At 35.4% G+C, this 21,553-nt stretch carries 14 protein-coding genes and 1 CRISPR repeat array; of the genes, 1 reads left to right on the top strand and 13 read right to left on the bottom strand.

Features of this window, described 5'->3' with window-relative positions; translation table 11 throughout:
* Nucleotides 1-275 precede the first annotated feature (275 nt).
* The 9 genes from ilvD to KQI21_RS09230 all read right to left on the bottom strand — a co-directional run bounded on the left by ilvD (nucleotide 276) and on the right by KQI21_RS09230 (nucleotide 11,184).
* The gene (ilvD, locus tag KQI21_RS09270) at nucleotides 276-1,961 is read right to left on the bottom strand and encodes a dihydroxy-acid dehydratase (protein ID WP_216483907.1); all 1,686 of its coding nucleotides are present in this window, start codon (nucleotides 1,959-1,961) and stop codon (nucleotides 276-278) included.
* 824 nt (nucleotides 1,962-2,785) lie between these two features.
* Entirely contained in the window at nucleotides 2,786-3,613 is an 828-nt protein-coding gene (locus KQI21_RS09265) for an aldo/keto reductase (RefSeq protein ID WP_216483906.1), read from the bottom strand.
* A gap of 1,889 nt (nucleotides 3,614-5,502) precedes the next feature.
* Nucleotides 5,503-6,312, bottom strand: a complete 810-nt coding sequence (locus KQI21_RS09260) for a MurR/RpiR family transcriptional regulator (RefSeq protein ID WP_216483905.1) — start codon at nucleotides 6,310-6,312, stop codon at nucleotides 5,503-5,505.
* 29 nt (nucleotides 6,313-6,341) lie between these two features.
* Nucleotides 6,342-7,868 carry a DUF4127 family protein gene (locus KQI21_RS09255; protein WP_216483904.1) on the bottom strand — a complete coding sequence of 509 codons (1,527 nt, stop codon included), beginning with the start codon at nucleotides 7,866-7,868 and terminating at the stop codon, nucleotides 6,342-6,344.
* Nucleotides 7,869-7,872: 4 nt separating this feature from the next.
* On the bottom strand, nucleotides 7,873-8,667 hold the full coding sequence (locus tag KQI21_RS09250) for an HAD family hydrolase (protein WP_216483903.1): 795 nt from the start codon (nucleotides 8,665-8,667) through the stop codon (nucleotides 7,873-7,875).
* Between the two features lie 27 nt (nucleotides 8,668-8,694).
* Nucleotides 8,695-10,011 carry a PTS sugar transporter subunit IIC gene (locus KQI21_RS09245; RefSeq protein WP_216483902.1) on the bottom strand — a complete coding sequence of 439 codons (1,317 nt, stop codon included), beginning with the start codon at nucleotides 10,009-10,011 and terminating at the stop codon, nucleotides 8,695-8,697.
* Between the two features lie 33 nt (nucleotides 10,012-10,044).
* A complete protein-coding gene (locus tag KQI21_RS09240; RefSeq protein WP_216483901.1) occupies nucleotides 10,045-10,353 on the bottom strand; it encodes a PTS sugar transporter subunit IIB in 309 nt (102 codons plus the stop codon).
* 66 nt (nucleotides 10,354-10,419) lie between these two features.
* A complete protein-coding gene (locus tag KQI21_RS09235) occupies nucleotides 10,420-10,728 on the bottom strand; it encodes a PTS sugar transporter subunit IIA (protein WP_216483900.1) in 309 nt (102 codons plus the stop codon).
* A gap of 219 nt (nucleotides 10,729-10,947) precedes the next feature.
* Nucleotides 10,948-11,184 (bottom strand): IS3 family transposase, encoded by a 237-nt coding sequence (locus KQI21_RS09230; protein WP_216483899.1) that lies wholly within the window; start codon nucleotides 11,182-11,184, stop codon nucleotides 10,948-10,950.
* A 502-nt stretch (nucleotides 11,185-11,686) separates the two neighbouring features.
* Between KQI21_RS09230 and KQI21_RS09225 the strand changes: the two genes are divergently transcribed.
* Nucleotides 11,687-12,367, top strand: coding sequence for a toxoflavin lyase-like VOC family protein (locus KQI21_RS09225; RefSeq protein ID WP_216483898.1), 681 nt, complete (start codon nucleotides 11,687-11,689; stop codon nucleotides 12,365-12,367).
* A 469-nt stretch (nucleotides 12,368-12,836) separates the two neighbouring features.
* Nucleotides 12,837-13,267: direct repeats of the CRISPR family, unit length 33 nt; unit sequence CGTCGCACCTTATATAGGTGCGTGGATTGAAAT.
* A gap of 121 nt (nucleotides 13,268-13,388) precedes the next feature.
* On the opposite strand, the gene manA is transcribed toward KQI21_RS09225, so the two are convergent.
* The 4 genes from manA to KQI21_RS09205 form a co-directional block, all read right to left on the bottom strand.
* Nucleotides 13,389-14,345: a mannose-6-phosphate isomerase, class I gene (manA, locus tag KQI21_RS09220; RefSeq protein ID WP_216483897.1), complete on the bottom strand. Its 957-nt coding sequence runs from the start codon at nucleotides 14,343-14,345 to the stop codon at nucleotides 13,389-13,391.
* A gap of 178 nt (nucleotides 14,346-14,523) precedes the next feature.
* Entirely contained in the window at nucleotides 14,524-16,452 is a 1,929-nt protein-coding gene (locus tag KQI21_RS09215) for a PTS fructose transporter subunit IIABC (protein WP_216483896.1), read from the bottom strand.
* A 706-nt stretch (nucleotides 16,453-17,158) separates the two neighbouring features.
* Nucleotides 17,159-19,072, bottom strand: coding sequence for a BglG family transcription antiterminator (locus KQI21_RS09210; protein WP_216483895.1), 1,914 nt, complete (start codon nucleotides 19,070-19,072; stop codon nucleotides 17,159-17,161).
* A 62-nt stretch (nucleotides 19,073-19,134) separates the two neighbouring features.
* Nucleotides 19,135-21,075, bottom strand: a complete 1,941-nt coding sequence (locus KQI21_RS09205; RefSeq protein WP_216483894.1) for a BglG family transcription antiterminator — start codon at nucleotides 21,073-21,075, stop codon at nucleotides 19,135-19,137.
* Nucleotides 21,076-21,553 lie beyond the last annotated feature (478 nt).

The following is a 21,553-nucleotide window of genomic DNA, read 5'->3' as shown; positions in this document are numbered from 1 at the left end:
GATATTGCCGTTAATAATATACTGTTTTCAAACAAGAGTCAACAGGTATTTTAAAATTTTTAGATATATTCATTTATTGTATGCGCTTACAACACATTAATTATAATAAAGCAGAGGATATATTACATTTTCTTTACAATGTAATATATCGCAATTAACACTATTAATATAGTGTTTTTTTAAAAACAACAAAGCGCAATATATTAACTTAATATACTGCGCTTTATAATAAGCCTTTAAAACCATTTAGCTGCCCGATATACTAATCTTTTCGTTTATTTATCGAGAAAATCAGTAACTGCACCAATTGAGGAACAGGAAACATTATGTGCGTATTTTCCTAACACACCTTTTTTATACAAAGGAGGCGCTGTCCAGTGTTGCTTTCTTTTCTGTAACTCTTCTTCCGTAATTGCAAACGAAATTTCTTTTTTAGTAGAATCGATCGTAACCATATCGCCTTCTTCTAAGAAAGCAATCGGCCCTCCATCCTGAGCCTCTGGAGCAATATGACCGACGACTAAACCATGCGTTCCGCCAGAAAATCTGCCATCCGTTAGGAGAGCAACTTTTTCTCCCAGACCTTTTCCTACTAAAATTGCGGAGATTGATAGCATTTCTGGCATTCCAGGTCCGCCCTTTGGTCCAACATAACGAATAACAAGTACATCTCCTTCTTTAATTTGATTATTCATAACAGCTTCTGTTGCTTCTTTTTCTGTATTAAATACTCGTGCAGGACCCACATGACGGCTGACTTTTACCCCGGATACTTTAGCAACAGCACCACTAGGAGCTAAGTTGCCTTTTAGAACGATTAATGGACCATCCTTACGCTTTGGATGATCAAACGGCATAATTATAGCTTGGCCTTCTTTTAAAGATGGTACATCCTTCATATTTTCAGCAATCGTTTTTCCGGTTACAGTTAAGCAATCTCCATGTAAATAGCCAGCTTCATACAGCATTTTCATGACAGCTTGTACACCACCAACTCTGTGTAAATCCTGCATCACATATTTACCACTCGGTTTTAAGTCAGCAAGATGCGGTGTTTTTTCTTGGATTCGATTGAAATCATCCATCTTTAAGTCTACTTCCATAGCATGAGCGATAGCAAGTAAATGTAAAATGGCATTGGTAGAACCGCCTAAAGCCATAACAACTGTTATTGCATTTTCAAATGCTTTCTTTGTCATAATATCCTTTGGGTAAATGCCTTTTTCAAGTAGATGATAAACAGCTTTTCCAGCATTCTCGCAATCTTTTGCTTTTTCTTTCGATTCTGCAGGGTTGGAAGAACTTCCTGGTAAACTCATTCCAATTGCCTCCATTGCTGAAGCCATCGTATTTGCGGTGTACATCCCTCCGCAGGCTCCGGCTCCCGGGCACGCATGACATTCAATCTGACGTAACTCGTCGTCATCTATTAAGCCATTATTATGTTTTCCAACGCCTTCAAATACAGACACGATATCGATATCTTTTCCGTTAATTGATCCTGGAGCTATGGTACCTCCATACACAAACACAGCTGGCACTTCTGCATTGGCAATGGCGATCATACATCCTGGTATATTTTTATCACATGCACCGATAGCAACTAACCCGTCTAAGTTTTCTGCACCTACTACCGTTTCTATCGAGTCACCAATTAAATCACGACTTGGTAAAGAATAACGCATACCTTGCGTTCCCATCGAAATTCCATCAGAAACCGTAATGGTATTAAAAATTAACGGAACCCCTCCCGCCTCTCTAGCACCTTCTTTTGCTTGTTTCGCCAAGTCATTAATATGTATATTACATGGCGTAACCTCACTCCATGTGCTAGCAATACCAATCATCGGTTTTTTGAAGTCATCATCTGAAACGCCTACAGCTCGTAACATAGCACGATTTGGGGCTCTCATTGCTCCATCACTGAAGACATGACTTTTTATTCGCAAATCTTTTTCCAAATCTATTACCACCTTTCTTTCGCATTATTATATGCTTAATTATCAAATACTTCAATGTATTTTTGTAATTGAGAAAGGAAAAATTCCGTATTTATTCATCCTTCAATCACAATTATGCTAATCTGATCTTAGGGAGCTGCTGAACTAAATAAATGCTTAGAATAGCCGTTTAATTGCTATTCGGATAGTTATTTTCTAACAACTTTAATAGATTTGATTTACGATAAGATCTAAGTCAAGAATAAAGTGAAACTTCATTCAGCAGGAGTTTCTTCCATCTCCTACTGAATGTTAGTACCTAGAAGGGTATGACCTAAGGCCCTTGAACGAATCGGGCATTTAGATGCCGTTTTCTACCACTTACACCTTTTTGTACCAACTCAGACTCTTGAAATGGGAGTCTTACGGCATCTTACATGCGGGATAAACTCAAATTTCCTATCCACATAGGGAACTTCATTCATTCCCTACTGAGATTTAAAACAAAAACTAAAATCTCGGGCGTCCTTGAAAAAGAAAAACACTTTTTCTGCGTAAAATGTGGTGCTGTCGAAGCTTTTCTTGTCTTATTACCCCAAACGAATCTGGGATTTAAGAGCCGTTTTTTCTTCTTAGACTTCTTCTTATTCTCTTTCAGGCGGTGTGTAACATGTGTGATAAATAGATTTACACTAGAAAAACTTGGCTTATCATCAAGTCTTTATGGCGAAAGCTATCGTTTTTCTTATACTATAAAGCCTAAAGTTTTATATTTTCCTATAGTACAAGAAAAACTTCCATCCCTGCACCGGAATAGAAGTTTTGATGATAGATTTTAAAATGGTTTAATCAAAGCTGTCTGGATTTGTGCCACTGCGATCATTCATATTTAAACTATTAATCTGCTCCATTTCTTCTTCCGTTAGTGAGAAATCAAATACGTCAGCATTTTCATTGATTCGTTTCGGTTTAATGGACTTAGGTATGGTTACAACCTCATTTTGTATATCCCATCGCAAAATTACTTGTGCGGCGGTTTTCCCATATTTTTCGCCAATGCTTTCTAAGAGAGGATCATGAATCAGCTGACCTCGTTTTAACGGTGACCATGCTTCCAGTTGAATGTGATGAGAATTACAAAACTCATGTAAAGGTACTTGAGTAAGATGCGGATGGTATTCTACTTGATTAACAGCAGGTATAATTTTACTATCCTCCAGCAAATTTTCCAAATGGTGTTGGTGAAAATTACTAACACCGATTGCTCGAACCTTGCCAGCTTGATATAGCTCCTCCATAGCCTGCCAAGTTGCTTTGTACATACCTTTTACAGGCCAGTGAATCAAATATAAATCTAAGTAATCTAATCCTAGCTTTTCCAAACTAAGCTCAAATGCTTTGAACGTATTCTCATAACCCTGCTGATCATTCCAAATCTTCGTTGTAATGAATAACTCATCGCGAGCTATTCTTGATTCTCGAATCGCTTCGCCAACACCTATTTCATTGTCATAAAAAGAAGCGGTATCAATCAAGCGATAGCCAGTTTCCAGCGCTGCTTGAACAGCTGTTTTCACTGTACTTCCATCTTCTACTTTGTACAAACCAAGCCCAAATCCTGGCATTTCAACTCCATTATTAAGCGTTACTGTATCTTGTAAGTAAGCTATCATATCGCTATTCCTCCATCATTACTTATATGCTTGTTCAAAAAAAGGTGAGAGGGGGCATGTTTCAAGTAAACAAGTCAAGAACAAAAGTGTAAGCGATCGGGTTACTAGGCGCTTGAGCACAGAAGCTAGACGACGAAGCTACTTATCCACCATGTAAAAACGGATAACGTTTCCAAATCAATAAAAAACTTGCCTGTTTTCCAAGCTTTTGATTAGAAAAACTTGGCTTATCGCCAAGTCCTTAGCGAAAGCCGTAGTTTTTCTTATACTATAAACCATAAAATTTTATACTTTCCTATAGTACAAGGAATGTCCTTGTTGTACATATACGTTAGACATTAAAAACTTAACTTCAGTATTGAAAATTCAATATTTGCTTTGTCACTTTTGCCTTACTCTTTGAACAATCGCTTATAGAGGTGTTCAAAAAGCACGCTAAAAAGAAACATCGAATTTCTTCGTCGTTCAAACGTATAAAATTTTTGCGTTAAAGTTCATTCAACGTAGTAAAACCTTTTAAGTTCTACGTATACGTGCAACAAGGCTATCGTCTACGCTCTGCTTGCGGCTAGCTAAGTTTTCTTTATTGGCTTTTTTCTCCGTTCCTTGGAGAAGAAAAACACTTTTCCTGCATGGGAATAAGTCTCAAGAAAGCTAAACTAGCACTTATGTATCTATTAAAGAATCTTCTACTAAAGCGCCTACGTCCTGTAGGCAACGTAGAAGTCAGTACGTCCTGTACAAGCGCGTACTCGAAACATCGCCGCCCTAAACTTCGACTAGATAGGACGTACTAGTGTCGGAGTTCCAACAAGAATGCTGCGATCTTAGCTGATCTTGGTCCTTTTTATCCTCTTTTCAAACACGCTCTTATGTATTTATTTTAACGAATAAAAATGCATAAATAAAATAAATTCATCACAAAAACAAGTGTACACACATACTGCGAGGGAAGGAAAAAAACATTAGAGGGTGAAGATACATGGTATTATCTAAAGTTTTTAAAACCAATTTATTTTTTCTAACTATTTCTCTTTAGTTTTAATTATTAGCATAGTAGGCGGTAAATTTTCAACTAAACTAAAGTTAATGCACCATCTCTTGTATTTTTTATTGCCATTAATATGATATTAGGTAGCGATACAATTAACATTTTTTTATTACATGATCCTACAATTACTGGAACTGGTTGGGATGATGGCAATCGTTATTATTTTATTTGCTGGAGGTGTGCAGAGGAATTGGTAAGCTATTCGCCTTGTTGCTGCTTTAACAGCATCAACAAACATCATTGATCGAATTGCTAGAGTAATTTATTTAGCAAATACGTGGAGGAATATTAATCAGCTTAATTATTGGAAATTTAGGTGGTAAAGGGTTAGAATCTTATGTCTTTAGCCTCAAGTAGTTTGTATTCATTACTTACTTTAGCATTTGTTAGTATATAGTATTGGATCTTTAACAAATGCGAGCGGATTTTTAGCAGTATATATTACTACGCTCGTAATTGGTAACCGTCCACTGAAAAAGCATACCATCCTTCTTTTTAACGAAGGAATTAGCTGGATAGTCCAAATAAGCATGGTTGTTTTATTAGGGATTTTTTGTGAAGAATAAAGTAAAACTTCATTTAGTAGGACTTTTCCTTCACTCCCTACTTCCTGTCCTTGAAAAAACCGCGATGTATTGCTTCCGAAGCATTCCTTGTCCTGTCACCCGGAATGTAAGGTGCGGTAAGACACCCAAGGGTTGTAGAGAACATGAAAAATTCGCCTGTTCAACATAGCAACCACCCGCTTACCTTAGGTTTTTTCTACTTTGATACAGGCGAATAAATTTTATACATTGGCTTAAACTGGATTGTTCATCTTAAATATGACTTGTCTTCGTTAATCAATGGACTCAGAAATTTGTTTCTTTGCCCATGCAATTCTAGCACCATCAATTTCATGCAGGTAATGACAAATCTGTTCAACGACAAAAAGCTGCGACATTTCCGTAATTAATGTACTTCCTTCTTGTGCTACTTCTTTTCCTGCAGTAAACAATATCAATTCAGCAATTTTAGTAATAGGCGACCGTGAATGGTTTGTAATAGCGATCGTTTTTGCCCCATTTTCCTTGACCTTACTTAACCATTGTAACGTCTCTCGTGTATCACCTGTAACACTAAATGCTATCGTTAAGTCATCAGATTCGATTAAATGAGATGATACTACTCTTGTATGCTGTTCCGAAAAAAAGTACGCTTTATATCCAAGGCGCATGAGTCTAATCTGTGCTCCCTGTGCAGCCAAAGCTGAAAAGCCGATCCCAAACAAATAGATTGCATTGCTGTTCTTTATCAAATTAGCTGATTGTTTTATTTTTTCTGCATTGGTCAACAATCTTGTTTCATCTAGCATTTTAACGATATCATGATACGTTTTTTCAAATTCAGTATTTGTTTTAACCTCTTTTGTGTCTAGTAATTGCTTTGCCATAGTAGTCTTGAATTCATGATATCCAGAAAAGCCCACTTTTTTTAAAAAGCGAATAACAGTAGCTTCCCCGACACCAAATTCATCAGCAAACTCCGTTAAAGACAAAAAAGCAATACGCTGGTAGTTCTCGGAAACAAACGAAGCTACCTTTTTTTCGCTCTTTGTTAAGGATGGATAAATGCTCTTCACTCTTGCTAAAAAATCCATGATATTCATTGATTAAACTCTCCTCACGCCAGGGATAACTATTTATTCTTTATTTTTAAATCAAGACCAATTTCAAACATTCTTCTCCACGGTAAATGTACACAAACCTGTGATAATTCGAATTCTGAAAAGCTGTTTTTTATCATTTGCTGATAATATGTTACAACCCTCTTCTTAATTTCACTAGCAACTTTATCATCTTGATTATTCAATTGGAAATAGTCTGCACCGATTTCAGGAAGAACGGTTTCTGTAACCTCTTTTCTAACAATGGCCTGATATAAACCATCTTCAAGAATATGGTATATGAGATTCTTTTTTATTGTCAAGCAATCCTGCTTGTCAAACGCAAAGATGCCTGCAGCAATTGATGTTCCTAACGTATTACAATTTGTGTTCCAACCTTTATAGGATATCAATTGATCTAGAACCTGATAGTCATCCAGATAATGGAGCAATTCTATATCTCCTCCATTTGCAAAGGCACTGTCCGCAAGCACTACAGGCTTTCCCATCTCCAAATAGTCTTGGATACGTTCCGTAAAAAAGTGAAGCTCGCGATAGCTGCTGTATGTTACATCTTTTTCATTTTGATTAAATGCTTCTTGCATTACTTTACCCGGAGTATTAATTGCTAATATAAAATCTGCCTCCTCCGGTTGCAAAGACACTTTGCAGCCAGAAGCAAGCAAATGTGCTTTGACACTTTCAGCAAATGGTCTGTCTTCATAAAGTGGTACAATATAGGGGCCTAATGTCGAGCTAAAAAAAGAGTATACCCGCGGTTTCCTATTGAGCAAATGATTCAGCATCCGAGCAACTAATGTGGATCCAACCTCATCTGCTCCTGGATAGACCATTACTTTGTTTTGTAATCTTTTTTGTTCGATATAACGATAAACAATTGCCTGATCTTTTGCAGTATATCCATATACTGCAGCATCATCTTGCGGAATAGCAAGAAAGTTTATTACATCTTTAACAACTAAGTCGAGGATATGCATGTTCATCGTAACATTGAATTTACGTCGTCTTTCATAATCTTCAATAAACATTTCTGGAATTTTAGTATTTATTTTTTGTAATTGACTTTTTTCCTTTTCATTTAATCCTGTACGTTTGTCTTTATCCAGTAAATAAGCTCTTTTAAATAATGCTTCTCCATACTCAGCATAATAATCCGGTTCTTCATCAGCACTATTAAACTTCGGAGTACGCATAATTAAATTTGATGCAAATATCAGTAAATGCGGATACGCTTCTCTTAGCATTTGAAACTTTCTCAATCGCTCTTTTCCTTCTGATTCACGTAATTGATGTAATCTAGAAGGTAAAAGACCGCCGTATAGCATCATTTCAACAGAAACCACCAGACCATCCGCCTCGGGAGCATGATCATTGATAAACTTCCATAATTGCTCGACATTTGCCTTCTCTTTTTTCTTACCAAGTATTTCACATGGTGGAACAATAAGTTTTATGTCTTTTCTTGTTTCTTCCATATATTTCGGATATATATAATTACATGGCCGCTCATCTAAAGGGATATAGATTATCTTTTTCATGTTTTCACCTAACTTTCGGAGATTTATTCATAATCACTTCAATACAGTCAGCTACTGTTTTTTGAATCTCATCCGCTTTTTGCTTCACTTGTTCTGAAGCACCATCAATTACAAATGAATACCCTGCTGCTTCGAACATGGAAATGTCATTTTCAGAATCACCGATAACATACACATCTTGTGTTGATATATTCAGTTCTTTCATAATTTGGCGAACAGCAACACCCTTCGAAATATATTTAGACATAATTTCTAAGGAAGAGTCACTGGTTTCTACACAATTAACAATGTTTTCATATTTTTTATTGATGGTAGCTTTTATCTGTTTGAAACCTGATTTTTCACCGAATATGAGAAAGATGGTTGGAATCACGCTGTTCCCAACTTTTTTGTTTAGTTGTGGATCAATAACTGCCGAATCAACAAATTCAGCGACTCCTCCCATAGGGCGTGGTGAAGGAAAATAACGCCGTATAGCATCATTTACTTCAACTCGTTCTTTTCTATTATCTAATATTTTCATGATTCCTTTAGCCGCATGAGAATCAATCTCCTGTTTAAAAACTACTTTTCCATCCTTATTTGTTATAACGGCACCATTTTGGCTAATTCGAAAATCACCTTGAACTCCTAGTTGCTTCTCGACATACACAATATCATGATCTAATCGTCCTGTAGCAATAATAAATGTACCACCTGAGTTCGAAAATGACTGAATTTTCCTCATGTTTTCTAATGATATTTCATTGTTTTTATCAAGTAATGTTCCATCTAAATCACAGATTAATACTTTCGTCATGCATATCCTCCTGTTGAACAGCTCTCTTTAACTTCTGTTTTCCCTTTCAATAGCTGCTACTCTATTAGTTGCAATTACAAACGGCAAATAAATAACTACCGATAGAGCAATTAATAGAGCAGCTAAAATTGCTGCACGGAAATCACCTGCTGTCGCTAAGAAAGCGGATAATACAGGCGGGGTTGTCCAAGGAATAAAAACAACCGTTTTTGAAATTAATCCTAAAGATGTAGCAAGATAAGCAATATTCAGATTCACAATTGGCACAAGAATAAGAGGTATCGCTAAAATTGGATTCAAAATAACTGGCAGCCCAAACATTAATGGTTCATTAATATTAAATAACCCTGGAGCAGTAGAAAGTTTAGCAACACCGCGGTACTCCGCACGTTTGGATGCAATAAATATGGCAATTAATAAACCGATTGTATTTCCGCCACCACCCATCATTGCGAAGCTATCAATAAATGGTTTGGTTACAATATTAGGTATGATGCTGCCAGCCTGAAATGCTTCAATATTTTCCTGAATAGCAGCTAGTAAAGTTGGTTCCGTAATTGGTCCAAGGACAAAGGTACCGTGAATTCCTAAAGCCCATAATAGGTTTTGTACAAACATAACTCCATTAATACCGAATAATCCTTGATAGATAGCATCAAGTGGTGCTTGTATCGCTTTTGTTATTATTTCTTGTAATCCTAAATCAAAAAATGCATTCGTTAAAAACACCAATAGGGCAAACAATGTTAACGTGAAAAATGCTGGGATCAATGCATTAAAAGATCTAGCAACTTCTGGAGGAACACTTTCCGGCATTTTGATTTGTAATTTTTTAATTCTCTTTAATCGTAAAAAAACTTCTGTTCCAATTAAGGATGAAATAATCGCAAAAATTAATCCAGTAGCGGATGTTTCACTTTGACTAAATACCCCCGTTATCTCTACCATTTTCTCTTGATTTAGGGGAACAACTTTAACAATACTAGGAAACATGGAAACTAATACAGCAACTGCCATTACTCCTGGTATAACGCCATCTTCATTGTAAGAACGTGCCAGTTTATAAGCCACAGTAAAAGCAATTAAGATGGAAAGCAGTCCTAATGTACCATTGTAAACTTGATTTCCTATTTGCTGGTAAGCACTTAAATCTGCAACATCAGCAAAAATACCGTTATTAGGATCCAAAATTACATTATTAATCAATACAAAAAATGAGGCTACAATAACAAGTGGAATCAAAATAATAAAACCATCACGCACAGCTCCTAAATGACGCTGCGTAGAAAACCTTGTAGCAATAGGTGTCAACCATTGAGCAATTTTATTGGCTATTCGATTCATTTTTATTTCCCCCTAGCTTTTTATTTTTCCATACTAGTGGTTTACTATATCCAATATTTGTTTTAAAACATTTTCAACACGCATCAAACCATAATCCTGACTATTAATGACACGAACTGGAAGCGAATTCCCTAATTCTTTTTCCATTTGATTTTTCATAAAAGCAACTTGCGGACCTAACAATAGTAAGTCATACTTGTTATTTTGCAAAAGCGAACGTGCTTCTGAAATAGATACAGCTTCTATTTGCAAATCTACACCTTCTGTTTTTGCAGCATCCTTTATTCTTTGAACAAATAAACTCGTGGACATACCTGCACTGCAGGCTACTAATACACGCATAACACACACTCCTTTTTTCGTATTTATTAGTTTTAGAAAAACTTCTATCTTTCTTACTGTAAACCTCTATAAAGTTTTATCTTGCTGCATTGCAATAATTTCAGTTGCTAAGTCTTTTGCCAACATTGCTGTCATTAAGTGATCCTGCGCGTGAACGAATATAATGGATAAATTCATGCTTCTTCCATTAGCTTCTTCATGTAATAAAGATGTTTGAATTTTATGTGCCTGAAGCAGCTGATCATCAGCATCTTTTAACAATTGTTCGGCTTTTTCAAAATTTCCTTTTCGGGCATTTTTTAATGCTTCCATCGTATAAGAACGTGCATCACCGCTGTGCATAATAATTTTAAAACCGCTTTCATTCATATCCATGGTTTCACCTCCTTGCTGTAAGAATATCACAAAAATCAATTTTTGTATATAATTATTCACCTATTTTTTAAAAATGGAGAATATCATCCAAATGATTAGTTAGAAAAAAGATAGTAAAGAACAAAAGCTAGAAGCGCTCGATTAGCGATGTACAAATAGAGAATTTCTGATGATAAAGGAAAACTTCATTCAAGGAATTCTTTTCTCTTTGAAAGTTTTTTAAGGTGTTCTTTTTTTAATTGGGATAGGTGGGAAATAGTCTAGGCTTTCATTTACTTGACAATGGTTAAACCAATGCACATAATCAGCTGACCCTAGTTTTAATTGTTTTAAACTATCGAACTTTCTATTTTTCACAAACTCTTTTTTGAATGATTTAAATGTCGATTCTGCTATAGCGTTATCATAGGAACACCCTTTTATGCTAATGTGATCGTTCGATTTGAATGCTGCCATGCTTCATCACCTATCTGTTATCAAACTCTTTGCCACGATCGGTGGGAAAATAGAAACTTCTTGCGAGACTTGCTGGAATTAGTGGCTAAAGCCTTCATGACTAATAGATGATCTTAGTTTACTTCTAAACTGTACCTAATCATTTCACGATTAAAAAGATCGACAAACAGGCAGACATAATGCCACTTTTCAGCTACACGTACATACGTGCAGTCACTTACAAGAACATTAAGTGATGTATCTTGATCAAAACCGCGATTTAAAACGTTTGTAATTTCGGCTTTATTGGTCTGCTTAGATATGTTATTCCACAAAGGTCCAGATTGTAAAATTAAGTTAAAGGTTAATTGTACAGAGTTAATAAAGTTGTCTATAAAATTCGAATTAGTATAATATTTAATAAGGAAAAATGAATGGGAAAACGTTTAAATTAAACACAACCCTATTCACACATCGAGGCTGATATCTAAATATAAAACTTTTTTAGGAGGATATATTTGTTATGGAAATAAAGTTACTGACACTACAAACAAATAAATTAGAAGCAATGAAGGAATTTTATACGCAACAATTAGGTTTTTCTCTTTGTGGCGAAAGCCCAAATCGTTTTCAAATTCAAGTAGGAACAAGCATTTTAGAATTTAAAAATGAAAATGTAAAAGGGGAACCATATTATCATTTTGCTTTTAATATTCCATCCAATCAATTTCAAGAAGCAAAGACATGGTTGAAAGGAAAAGTCAGGCTGTTATTAGATGATGGACAAGACGAGGCAGATTTCTCATTTTGGCCTGCGTATGCTTGCTATTTTGAAGACCCGGCAGGAAATATTGTGGAACTTATAGCTCGATATAATGAAAATCCAATTAGAGAAACCCCATTTTCAGTAAATAACATTTTGAATATCAGTGAAATTGGGTTGGTTGTCAAAAACGCTCCTAGTGTCGGGAAGAAATTGAAAGAAATAAACATTTTAAAAAGTGATAATGAACCTATTACTAATTCTTCTTTAAGTTTTATGCAAGAAAAAAAGAATGGTGTTTTTATTATTTTAACGAGTACGGGTAGAAGATGGCTTTTCTCAGAAAAGAAATCTAAAATCTTTTCTATGGAAATAAATCTTGATCAACAACTTGTTTTAGGTGTAGATGAAGAACATGAATTTTTTATTAGAAAAAATTGACTAATAAAGTTGTTGCATGTCAAGGGCCAAAATGACAACTTTATTATGTTTCACTGAAAGTAATGCCTAATTTTTGAGATGAGAGAAATGACGGCTCTTACATTGGGGATAAAGATAACATGCCTCTAAAACAGGGGTATGCCAACGCCTGAGCGACAAGCCCGCTTTTAGTCGGCTTTCCTTTAGAGTCGATGTTGACTTATCGTAGGAAGAATATACTAGTTTGCTACAGCTTGAGCGTTAAGCTAGACGAATCGTTAGTTTACTTTTTGATTTCCAAATGAATAGACATGTTATTTTGGTGCGAACCTGAAGTGCACATAAAATCTCTAGGGGATTCGCACCAAAATTTGTTTGTATAAAACCTAAAAATGGGATAAAATGGAGGAAATAGAAGCGTTTTTTGAAGCTTACATTCTAAAAAGGCACAAATCATTACTATTTTTGTAAAAAATTAGGTCATATTCGCTGTCGCACCTTATATAGGTGCGTGGATTGAAATCGCTCAAACTCCGCATCCTGCGCTAGGACGTAGGCGTCGCACCTTATATAGGTGCGTGGATTGAAATCTTGCCGTCTTCGATTCTTGCCGCTTGATATTCGTCGCACCTTATATAGGTGCGTGGATTGAAATATCAGCCAGATCACCTGTCAACGACCGCATTTCCGTCGCACCTTATATAGGTGCGTGGATTGAAATCCCAAATGGACATAACAAAGTCAACAAGTGTTTGGTCGCACCTTATATAGGTGCGTGGATTGAAATACGAGGCGAAACTCGAAAAAGGCAACGTCGCTACCGTCGCACCTTATATAGGTGCGTGGATTGAAATACACTAAGATGGAAAAGAACAAAGGTAGAACATACGTCGCACCTTGTATAGGTGCGTGGATTGAAATTATTATATCTTGAACGACCTTATAATGTAGTCAATTCAAAAGTTTTTTAACAATTGCTTCAACCTCATTGTCATGTTGTTGATTCAAAATGATGCAATCAACATATCTCTTTACGTATCCATTACGTATGTGAAACAATCAATTCTGCATTGCCGACGAGCTGATATGTATCAATGCCATACGGGAGAATAAAATTATTACCTTTTTTTAATGTGTAAGATTTATTATTTACATGTATTTCTGCATTTCCCGTAATCACACTGCATTGTAGAAAATCAGCTTCTAAATGTTGCGTCACTTCGCCCGAAAGTTTCCAATGATACACAGTGAAATAAGTTTCTTTTACTAATTGCTGAACATTTAAACCCTCTTTCTGATAACTTTGCTGTTCAAGCTTTGACATTTGATGAGGGATATTTGTAACTTGCTTTGCTTTGTCCAGATGTAATTCTCTGGGATTTCCTTTTTTATCTTTACGATCATAATCATACACTCGATATGTAATATCAGAGCTTTGTTGGGTTTCTAATATAACAATACCTTTACCAATTGCATGAATTGTCCCACTTGGCACATAGATAAAATCGCCTTTGTTTACAGCCACACGTTGTAACAACTGATCCCAATCTCCATTATCCATCATAGCCGCTAAATCTTCTTTCGTTTTTGCGTGATGACCTAAAATAATTTCTGCTCCCGGCTCTGCATCAAGCACATACCAACATTCCGTTTTACCATATGGTTGATTTTCCACATTTCTTGCAAACTTATCATCGGGATGAACTTGTACCGATAAATTATCATTTGCATCTAAAATTTTAACTAATAATGGATATGCTTCATCATCGCTGCTTTTTTTGTGAAACAGTTCGCCATGATTTTCCCAGGCATCTTGTAATGTTTTTCCTGCTAATGGACCATTTATAATTTCGCTCGGACCGTGCGGGTGTGCAGAGATAACCCACGCCTCGCCTGTTTGCTCTGATGGAATTTCATAGCCAAACAATGCTTTTAATTTTTTTCCTCCCCAAATTCGTTCTTGAAATACAGGTTTTAAAAATATTGGTTCTTGATTCATGCTGAATCCCTCCAACATATTATTTTTATTAAACAGGGAATGGGAAAAGAGGTTCATCCCTTTTCCCATATTATATAGTGAAACTCCGCACAATGATAGTTTTTCTTTCATTTCTTCCAACAATTCAAATTTTAAAGCTAAGCTAAACTTTGGTTAAAACATTAAAGAACTGCTTATCCTATTGAATCTCATTTAGTAACTGGTATGCTTCTTCCTTTGTTGTAACTTTTAAAAGCTGGTCTCTAAATGTAGCATCCATTAATTTTCTGGACAGCATTTGTAAAATTTTTAGATGTTGATCTCCCGCCTGTTCTTGCGGTACAGCAATCATAAAAATTAATTTAGCATCCGTTCCGTCCAAACTTTCCCAATCTACACCATCACGTTTTATGGCAAAGGCTACTGCGGTCTTATTAACAGCCGTCGATTTACCGTGGGGAATAGCAATATTCATTCCCATTCCTGTTGTTCCTTCTTCTTCTCTAGCAATAACGGCTTGTTTATAAGCCTTTGGATCATTCAAAACTCCTGATCCATTTAATTTTTGAATGAGTTTATCAATTACTTCATCTCTCGTTGTGCCCTGAATATCTGTATCAATTAAATCCATCGTCATAATATCTGTTAATTTGTTTAGCTCAATGGACGTATTGTCTGTGGGCTCATTGTCTACTTTCTGCTTATCTTTTTCTTTATTGGAATGTTTACGCACACCACTTACATCTTTTTTTAGAAAGTTAACCAGTAATGCGGTGACAAGTGTACCAATAATAGCGGCGACAAAGAACATGAATACATTGTCTACTGCTCCTAAAACGGCAACGATTGGTCCACCATGTGCCACTCGATCACCAACATTCCCTAGCATAGCAATAACAGACCCGGTCATTGACCCAATTACGATACTCGGGATTACACGTAACGGATCTTGTGCAGCAAATGGAATTGCTCCTTCTGTTATTCCAAACAGTCCCATAGTGAAGCTTGCTTTACCAGCTTGTTGCTCTGCTGGTTGATATTTTCGTTTATTGATAAATGTTGCAAGACCCATGCCAAGGGGCGGAATACAAATTGCTACTGCAATCGGTCCCATTATTTCATAGTTCCCTTCTGCAATCATAGCCGAGCCAAATAAAAATGCTACTTTATTAAATGGACCACCCATATCAATAGCGATCATTGCACCAAGAATTAATGCCAATAATACGGAGCTTGCCCCTTGCATCCCTTCCAACCATGCTGTTAGCGATTCAAACACTTGAGCTACTGGAGCACCAATGACATAAACAAATAGCAAACCAACTGCTGCGGTTGATAGAATTGGAATAAAGATAATCGGCATAACCGGTTGGATAGCTTGAGGAACTTTAATTTTTTTAATAGCTAGTGTAATGTAACCTGCCAAAAAACCTGCAATGATCCCACCAATAAATCCGGCACCGGCTTCACTACCATAAAAACTTCCATTTGCTGCAATAAATCCACCAATTATACCTGGAGCTAAACCTGGTCGATCAGCAATACTTACAGCGATAAATCCAGCGAGAATAGGAACCATAAAACTAAACGAAGCAGCCCCTATTTCTTCAATTTTTTTCCAAAATGAATCTTCAGGAATAACAATTCCCCCTGGTGTCTGCTCTCCACCTAATGTTAAAGCAAGTGCGATCAATAATCCGCCTACAACAATGAACGGAATCATATAAGATACACCGCTCATTAGATGTCTATATATTGGATTTTCTTTTTCTTTTTTCCTTTTTTTTGCTTCTTCCAGGGACATTAAATCTGCTCTATACACAGGTATATCTTCAGTTTCAAACCGTTGGATCAGTTTTTGCGGATTTCTAATTCCTTCTTGTACACCTGTTACAATCAGCTTTTTTCCAATAAACCGTTCTTTGGAAACCTCTTTGTCACTAGCTATAATGACTCCATCCGCTTCTTCAATATCCTTCTCGGTTAGAGCATTTTCTACACCAATGGATCCTTGAGTTTCTACTTTTATGTTTACACCTAATTCCTCTCCAGCTTTTTGTAAATTTTCAGCTGCCATATAAGTATGTGCAATACCTACTGGACACGCAGTTACAGCAACTATTTTCATTATTTCAACCTCCTTATAAAGTGAAGCTTCATTCAGTAGGAGTTTTCCTCCATCTCCTACTGAGTGTTAGTACCTTAATGGTATGACCTAAAGGCCCTTGAACGAATCGGGCATTTAGGTGCCGTTTTCTCCCGCTTAGACCCTTTTGTACCAACTCAGGCTCTTGAAGTGGGAGTCTTACGGCACCTTACATACGGGATAAATTAAGCTTAGTGAGCAAAGCTTTTTATCCGCTTGCCCATCATCTTTCATACAAGCGCTTTTTATTGAATATCTCGTAAAAAATTTTTAATAGAGAAATTATAAGTGTTTTCATCACAAAGTATATCTTATTATTGTTCATTCATTATGTTAGGTTTTTACCGGAGCTATGGTAATTTAAAATATATCGGTTAAAAGTAACCAAGTTAGATAAGAAATTACTTTTTTCGCCTCTAGAACCTCTATTATTTGGTTTAACCTAGTTTCCCTTGAGATTAGAAAAACTTGGCATGTCGCCAAGTCTTTATGACGAAAGCTATCGTTTTTCTTATACTATTAACCATAAAGTTTTATACTTTCCTATAGTGTAAAAAAGTGAAGCCTTCATTTTCTTTATCTTCATGGATGATAAAGAAAAATGAAGGCTAACTTACTACATATGTGACGAAGTATATACAGGAGAATAGAATGAATGAAGTTTTCCTTTCGCAGTACAGGGGCACGTTTATAAATTTCTTTCATTTAAAATTCGTAAAAGATTTTGTTTATTGCGAGCGTTTAATAAAGTCCCAACCATTTCCGGATCTTTAGAGAGAGCTGATATTTTGTGAATAATTGCTTTAATCGGATTGGCTTTGTCGTTCTCTAAAGCAAGCATAAACACAATCGATACTTTTTCTGTTCCCCAGTCAATTGGCTTATCTAAAAGAGCTACAGCTATCGTGGATTCTCTAACTAGTATTGGATCACCATGTGGAATCGCTACTCCTCCGCCAATAGAAGTTGCAGATTTTCGTTCTCGTAATAACGCTTGATGAATATAAGACTTGTCTACTTTTCCTTGTTTATATAGCATATTTCCTAGCATTTCTACTATTTGAAAACGATGCTGTGGCCGGATACCGGTAAATATTGATTCTTCATCGATAAACTCACAAAGCACATGATCAGAAGCTGCTAACACAGATGACTCTACTGCTCGCCTTTTAAGATACTTTTGTAGTTTTTCTTTATCTGTAGCTTCTAAAAGCGGCGAAATTATAATAGAAGGTACTTTTACATTTTCTAAAGGCGTTGTGGAAATAACTAAATTAACATCATTTTCTTTCAGAAAAGCTTGTACTTCCCCTTTTCCTATTGCTCCTACAATTTTTAATTCTTGATATTGCTTTTCCACCTTGGCTTGCAGCAAACGGGACATTCCTATTCCCATATCGCACACAATTAAGACTTTTGGTATAGCGTGTTTTTCAGCATCCAGCCTCTCAATGGAAGCTTGGAAATGGAGTACAATATAAGCCACTTCTTCCTCTGGTATATCTAAATTAAAATTGTCATTTATCCTCTCTGACGCTAGAGTAACCATGCTAAACATATATGGGTACATCTTTTTAATCTCAAATAACAATGGATTAGAAATTGGAAACCCGTACATTAAACGATTGACCACAGCATCCAAATGAATTGTTAGTCCATTTACTAATTGATCATCGAAAGAGAATGGAACTCTCGTCAGCTGTTGCATCGTTTTAATTAGTGTAGATAAAATTTGCTTCATTGGCTCATCTTTTTGTTGATAAATCGTCTCTTCGTACTTTTTACTGCCACGTATATGCCAGGTAAAATAAATCAACTCTGATTCGGAAAAAGTAAGACAAAATTTTTCAGCTAATTGCTGTAAACCCCACTTCGCTGCTTGATATTCTATTGATTGAAAAATAGATTCATTCTGTTGCAGAATGCTAATGGGAGCATTACACTTTGTTCTTTTCACAATAATTAACACATGGACCAAAAGATTATTCAATGATTCACTTGTTATAGGAAGATCCCAGTGCTTACACATGCTGTCTAAGGTTTGCTTTACCGTAGCAACCTCAAACGGCATAAATAAATCCAATAAAAAGTTTGCTGAATCACCAGTAAGTTCTTCAATATGAGCTAAAGCAATTCGTCTATTTATTTCATCTCCTTTAATATAGTGCCCAAGCCCTTGTCTGCACTCAACACTTAAACCAAAACTCTCTAACCATTGCTGTATACAGTTTAGATCATCTTTAATAATAGCATTAGGCATAAAATAAGTTTCACTAAGGTTTTGTATAGTAATTGGTTCTTCCTTAGTTAGTAGTCGATAAGCTATGTTCATTACTCGCTTATCTTTTGCTTCGTCTTTACGAAAAAGAGCATGGAATAAACGGGCACGGTCTTTTTCATTTATTTCTATAAATACCCCTGTTCCCGGTTTCCGAATAATATAAGCAGATGGATAATCCTTTAACAACTTGTCAATCGTTTGTAAATCATTACGCACGGTTTTCTCTGAACAGTGCACCTGGTTAGCAAGATCTTTTATCAATAAAGCACGTTGATGATTGGATAATAAAATTTCTACTAACTCTCTTTGTCTTTGATTCATTGTTGCACCTACTTCTTAATCTTTCTCTAGACATAGCATAGCAGATCAAAGCTTTATAATCACTATTTATTATAATCATTTAGCACTTTAATAAAAGACGCATAATCGTTAGCTTTAAGTAATTGTTGGACAATTGTTTCAGAATTAACAATAGCTCCTAATAAATCATACATCGGTTGTAAATCTTCTTGGCTGTTTCTTTTTACATTTAATAAACATATAAATTGTGCTGGCTTGTCTCCCCAATCAATTACATTTGTAAGAGTACAAACAGTTAAAAAAGTTTCATCGGTCTGTGGTGTTACTGGATGGGGGATAGCAACTAGATTACCGTAGACGGTTGAGGCAATTTTTTCTCTTTTATAAACATATTCTAAGTAATCGTTATCAACAAGTTCAAATATCTTCAGTTGCTGAAATAAAAACTCAAGTACCTCTGTCTTTGTCGTTAAATTTTTTTGCAAAAATACAAATTGCTTTTGAAAATATTCCATAATCGATTGTTGATCTTTAACAAAATTACTTATTTTTTGAATGTCAGAATCCCCGATAATTGCATTCACCTGTACAACCGGGATAGAAATCTCAGCTTCAATGGGAACCGAACTTATTATCAAATCAATATCATTTGAATTATACTTCTTTATACGGTATAGCTCTGTTATCCCGACAATATGAAGACTATCTCTAAATTCTGACTTTATCTTGTAGTAAATTAACTGAGCTGTTCCAAAACCTGAAGCACACACTATTAAGCAACGTTTCGGTTCAATATTAAAACTCTTTCGCTCCATTGCTGCTCCAATGTGGAGAGCAATATAACCTAATTCATTTTCATTAATTTTACACTCCGTCATTTCTTCAATAACAAGTCCAGCTAAAATGGCAGCTTCAAATGCCAACGGATATTTTTTCTTAATATCTTGAAGTAAAGGATTTCTAATATTCATTCCATACTTATACCGATTGATAGCAGGCTTTAAATGTAATCCTAATGCAATAATGAGTTCTTTATCATACTTTATTCCTAAATGATACTCATCATCAATTTTTTCAAGCATTTTTTTTACAATGATAAGAATATCTGATGCTATCAATTTTTCATTTAGTACATCATGATGATTTGGTTTAAATAACATTTTTGTGCCTAATAAATGAATGGCGATATAGGCCGTTTCGACATCCGGAAATTGAATGTGAAGTTGTGTTTCCACATCTTCTACTATTTTTTTTGCCACTGCAAATTCATATTGATTAACTATTTGCCTTAACTCGTTTGATGGAAAAACAACGTAATTGCCATTCTTAATTCTCTCATAAGCAATAACAATATGAATCAATAAATTATTAATAGAAATATCTGACATGCTAATATTATGAAAAATAATATGTTCAATTATAATGTTATGAATGATGGTAAATGCTTTTTTATGACGAGAAACAAGCATGGAATGGAATGTTTGTTTCTCGGTATTCTTGTCACGCTCAACAATGTATTCTGCCATACAAAAACGTAATTTTAATTCTTCACCTTGTAATTTCAACCCATAGTTAGGTCTAGACTGTACTGTTATAGAATACTCTTTTAATATTTCTTTTACTTGTTTCAAATCATTTTGAACTGTAGATTTACTAACATAAAGTTCATCTGCTAATTGTTCAAGTTTCACATAGCCTTTACTAGTGGAAAGTCTACGAATAATATACTCCTCTCGATCTTGTGGGAGGTGATAAATGATTTGCCCTTTTTTTCTTTCGTTCTTTACAACATCCTTAAGAAATTCTCGAAAATATTCCCTATTATAAATGGTTAACTTATAACCTTTCGAAATCACTGTTTCAATCTCTGCACCATGTTTTTTTACTAAATCATCTAACTTTTTTATATCTTCTCGTATTGTTCTTGTTGTTACTTTATTTAGATTAGCTAAAAACCTCCCTGTTAAAGGAGAATCAACAAGCATTAACTTTTTTAAAATCACTCGCATCCTTGTTGTAAGCATTTCTTTTCTCCTCTTGACATTATTCAATTTTAAAAAGGTTACTTATACAGGACATTAAAATTTCCATTTTGTTTGATTGACTTCATCGTAAAAAATGGAAAACTTCCTCTTTTCCTGACAAATTCTCTTGCTTTCTCTTTTATTTTAACATTTCCTATTGTTTATTACCGTTTTTATTGATGGACAGATGATAATCTTTACTTGTTGAAAAAGAGTACACGTAATTAACCATTCAGCAAATTGAACGAAAAAATCTGTACAACCTATATCTGCTTTTTCATTTATTCTCCATATTTATTGAATGGAGGGAATAAAGTGAAACTTCATTCAGCAGGGATTTTCTTCCATCTCCTACTGAACGTTAGTACCTAGAAGGGTATGACCTAAAGGCCCTTGAACGAATCGGGCTTTTAGGTGCCGTTTTCTACCACTTAGACCCTTTTGTATTAACTCAGGATCTTAATGTGGGAGGCTTACG

Origin of the sequence: Virgibacillus proomii (genome assembly GCF_018916875.1) — a bacterium.
GTDB lineage: Bacteria > Bacillota > Bacilli > Bacillales > Amphibacillaceae > Virgibacillus > Virgibacillus proomii_B.
This window is presented reverse-complemented; position numbering and strand designations above follow the sequence as displayed.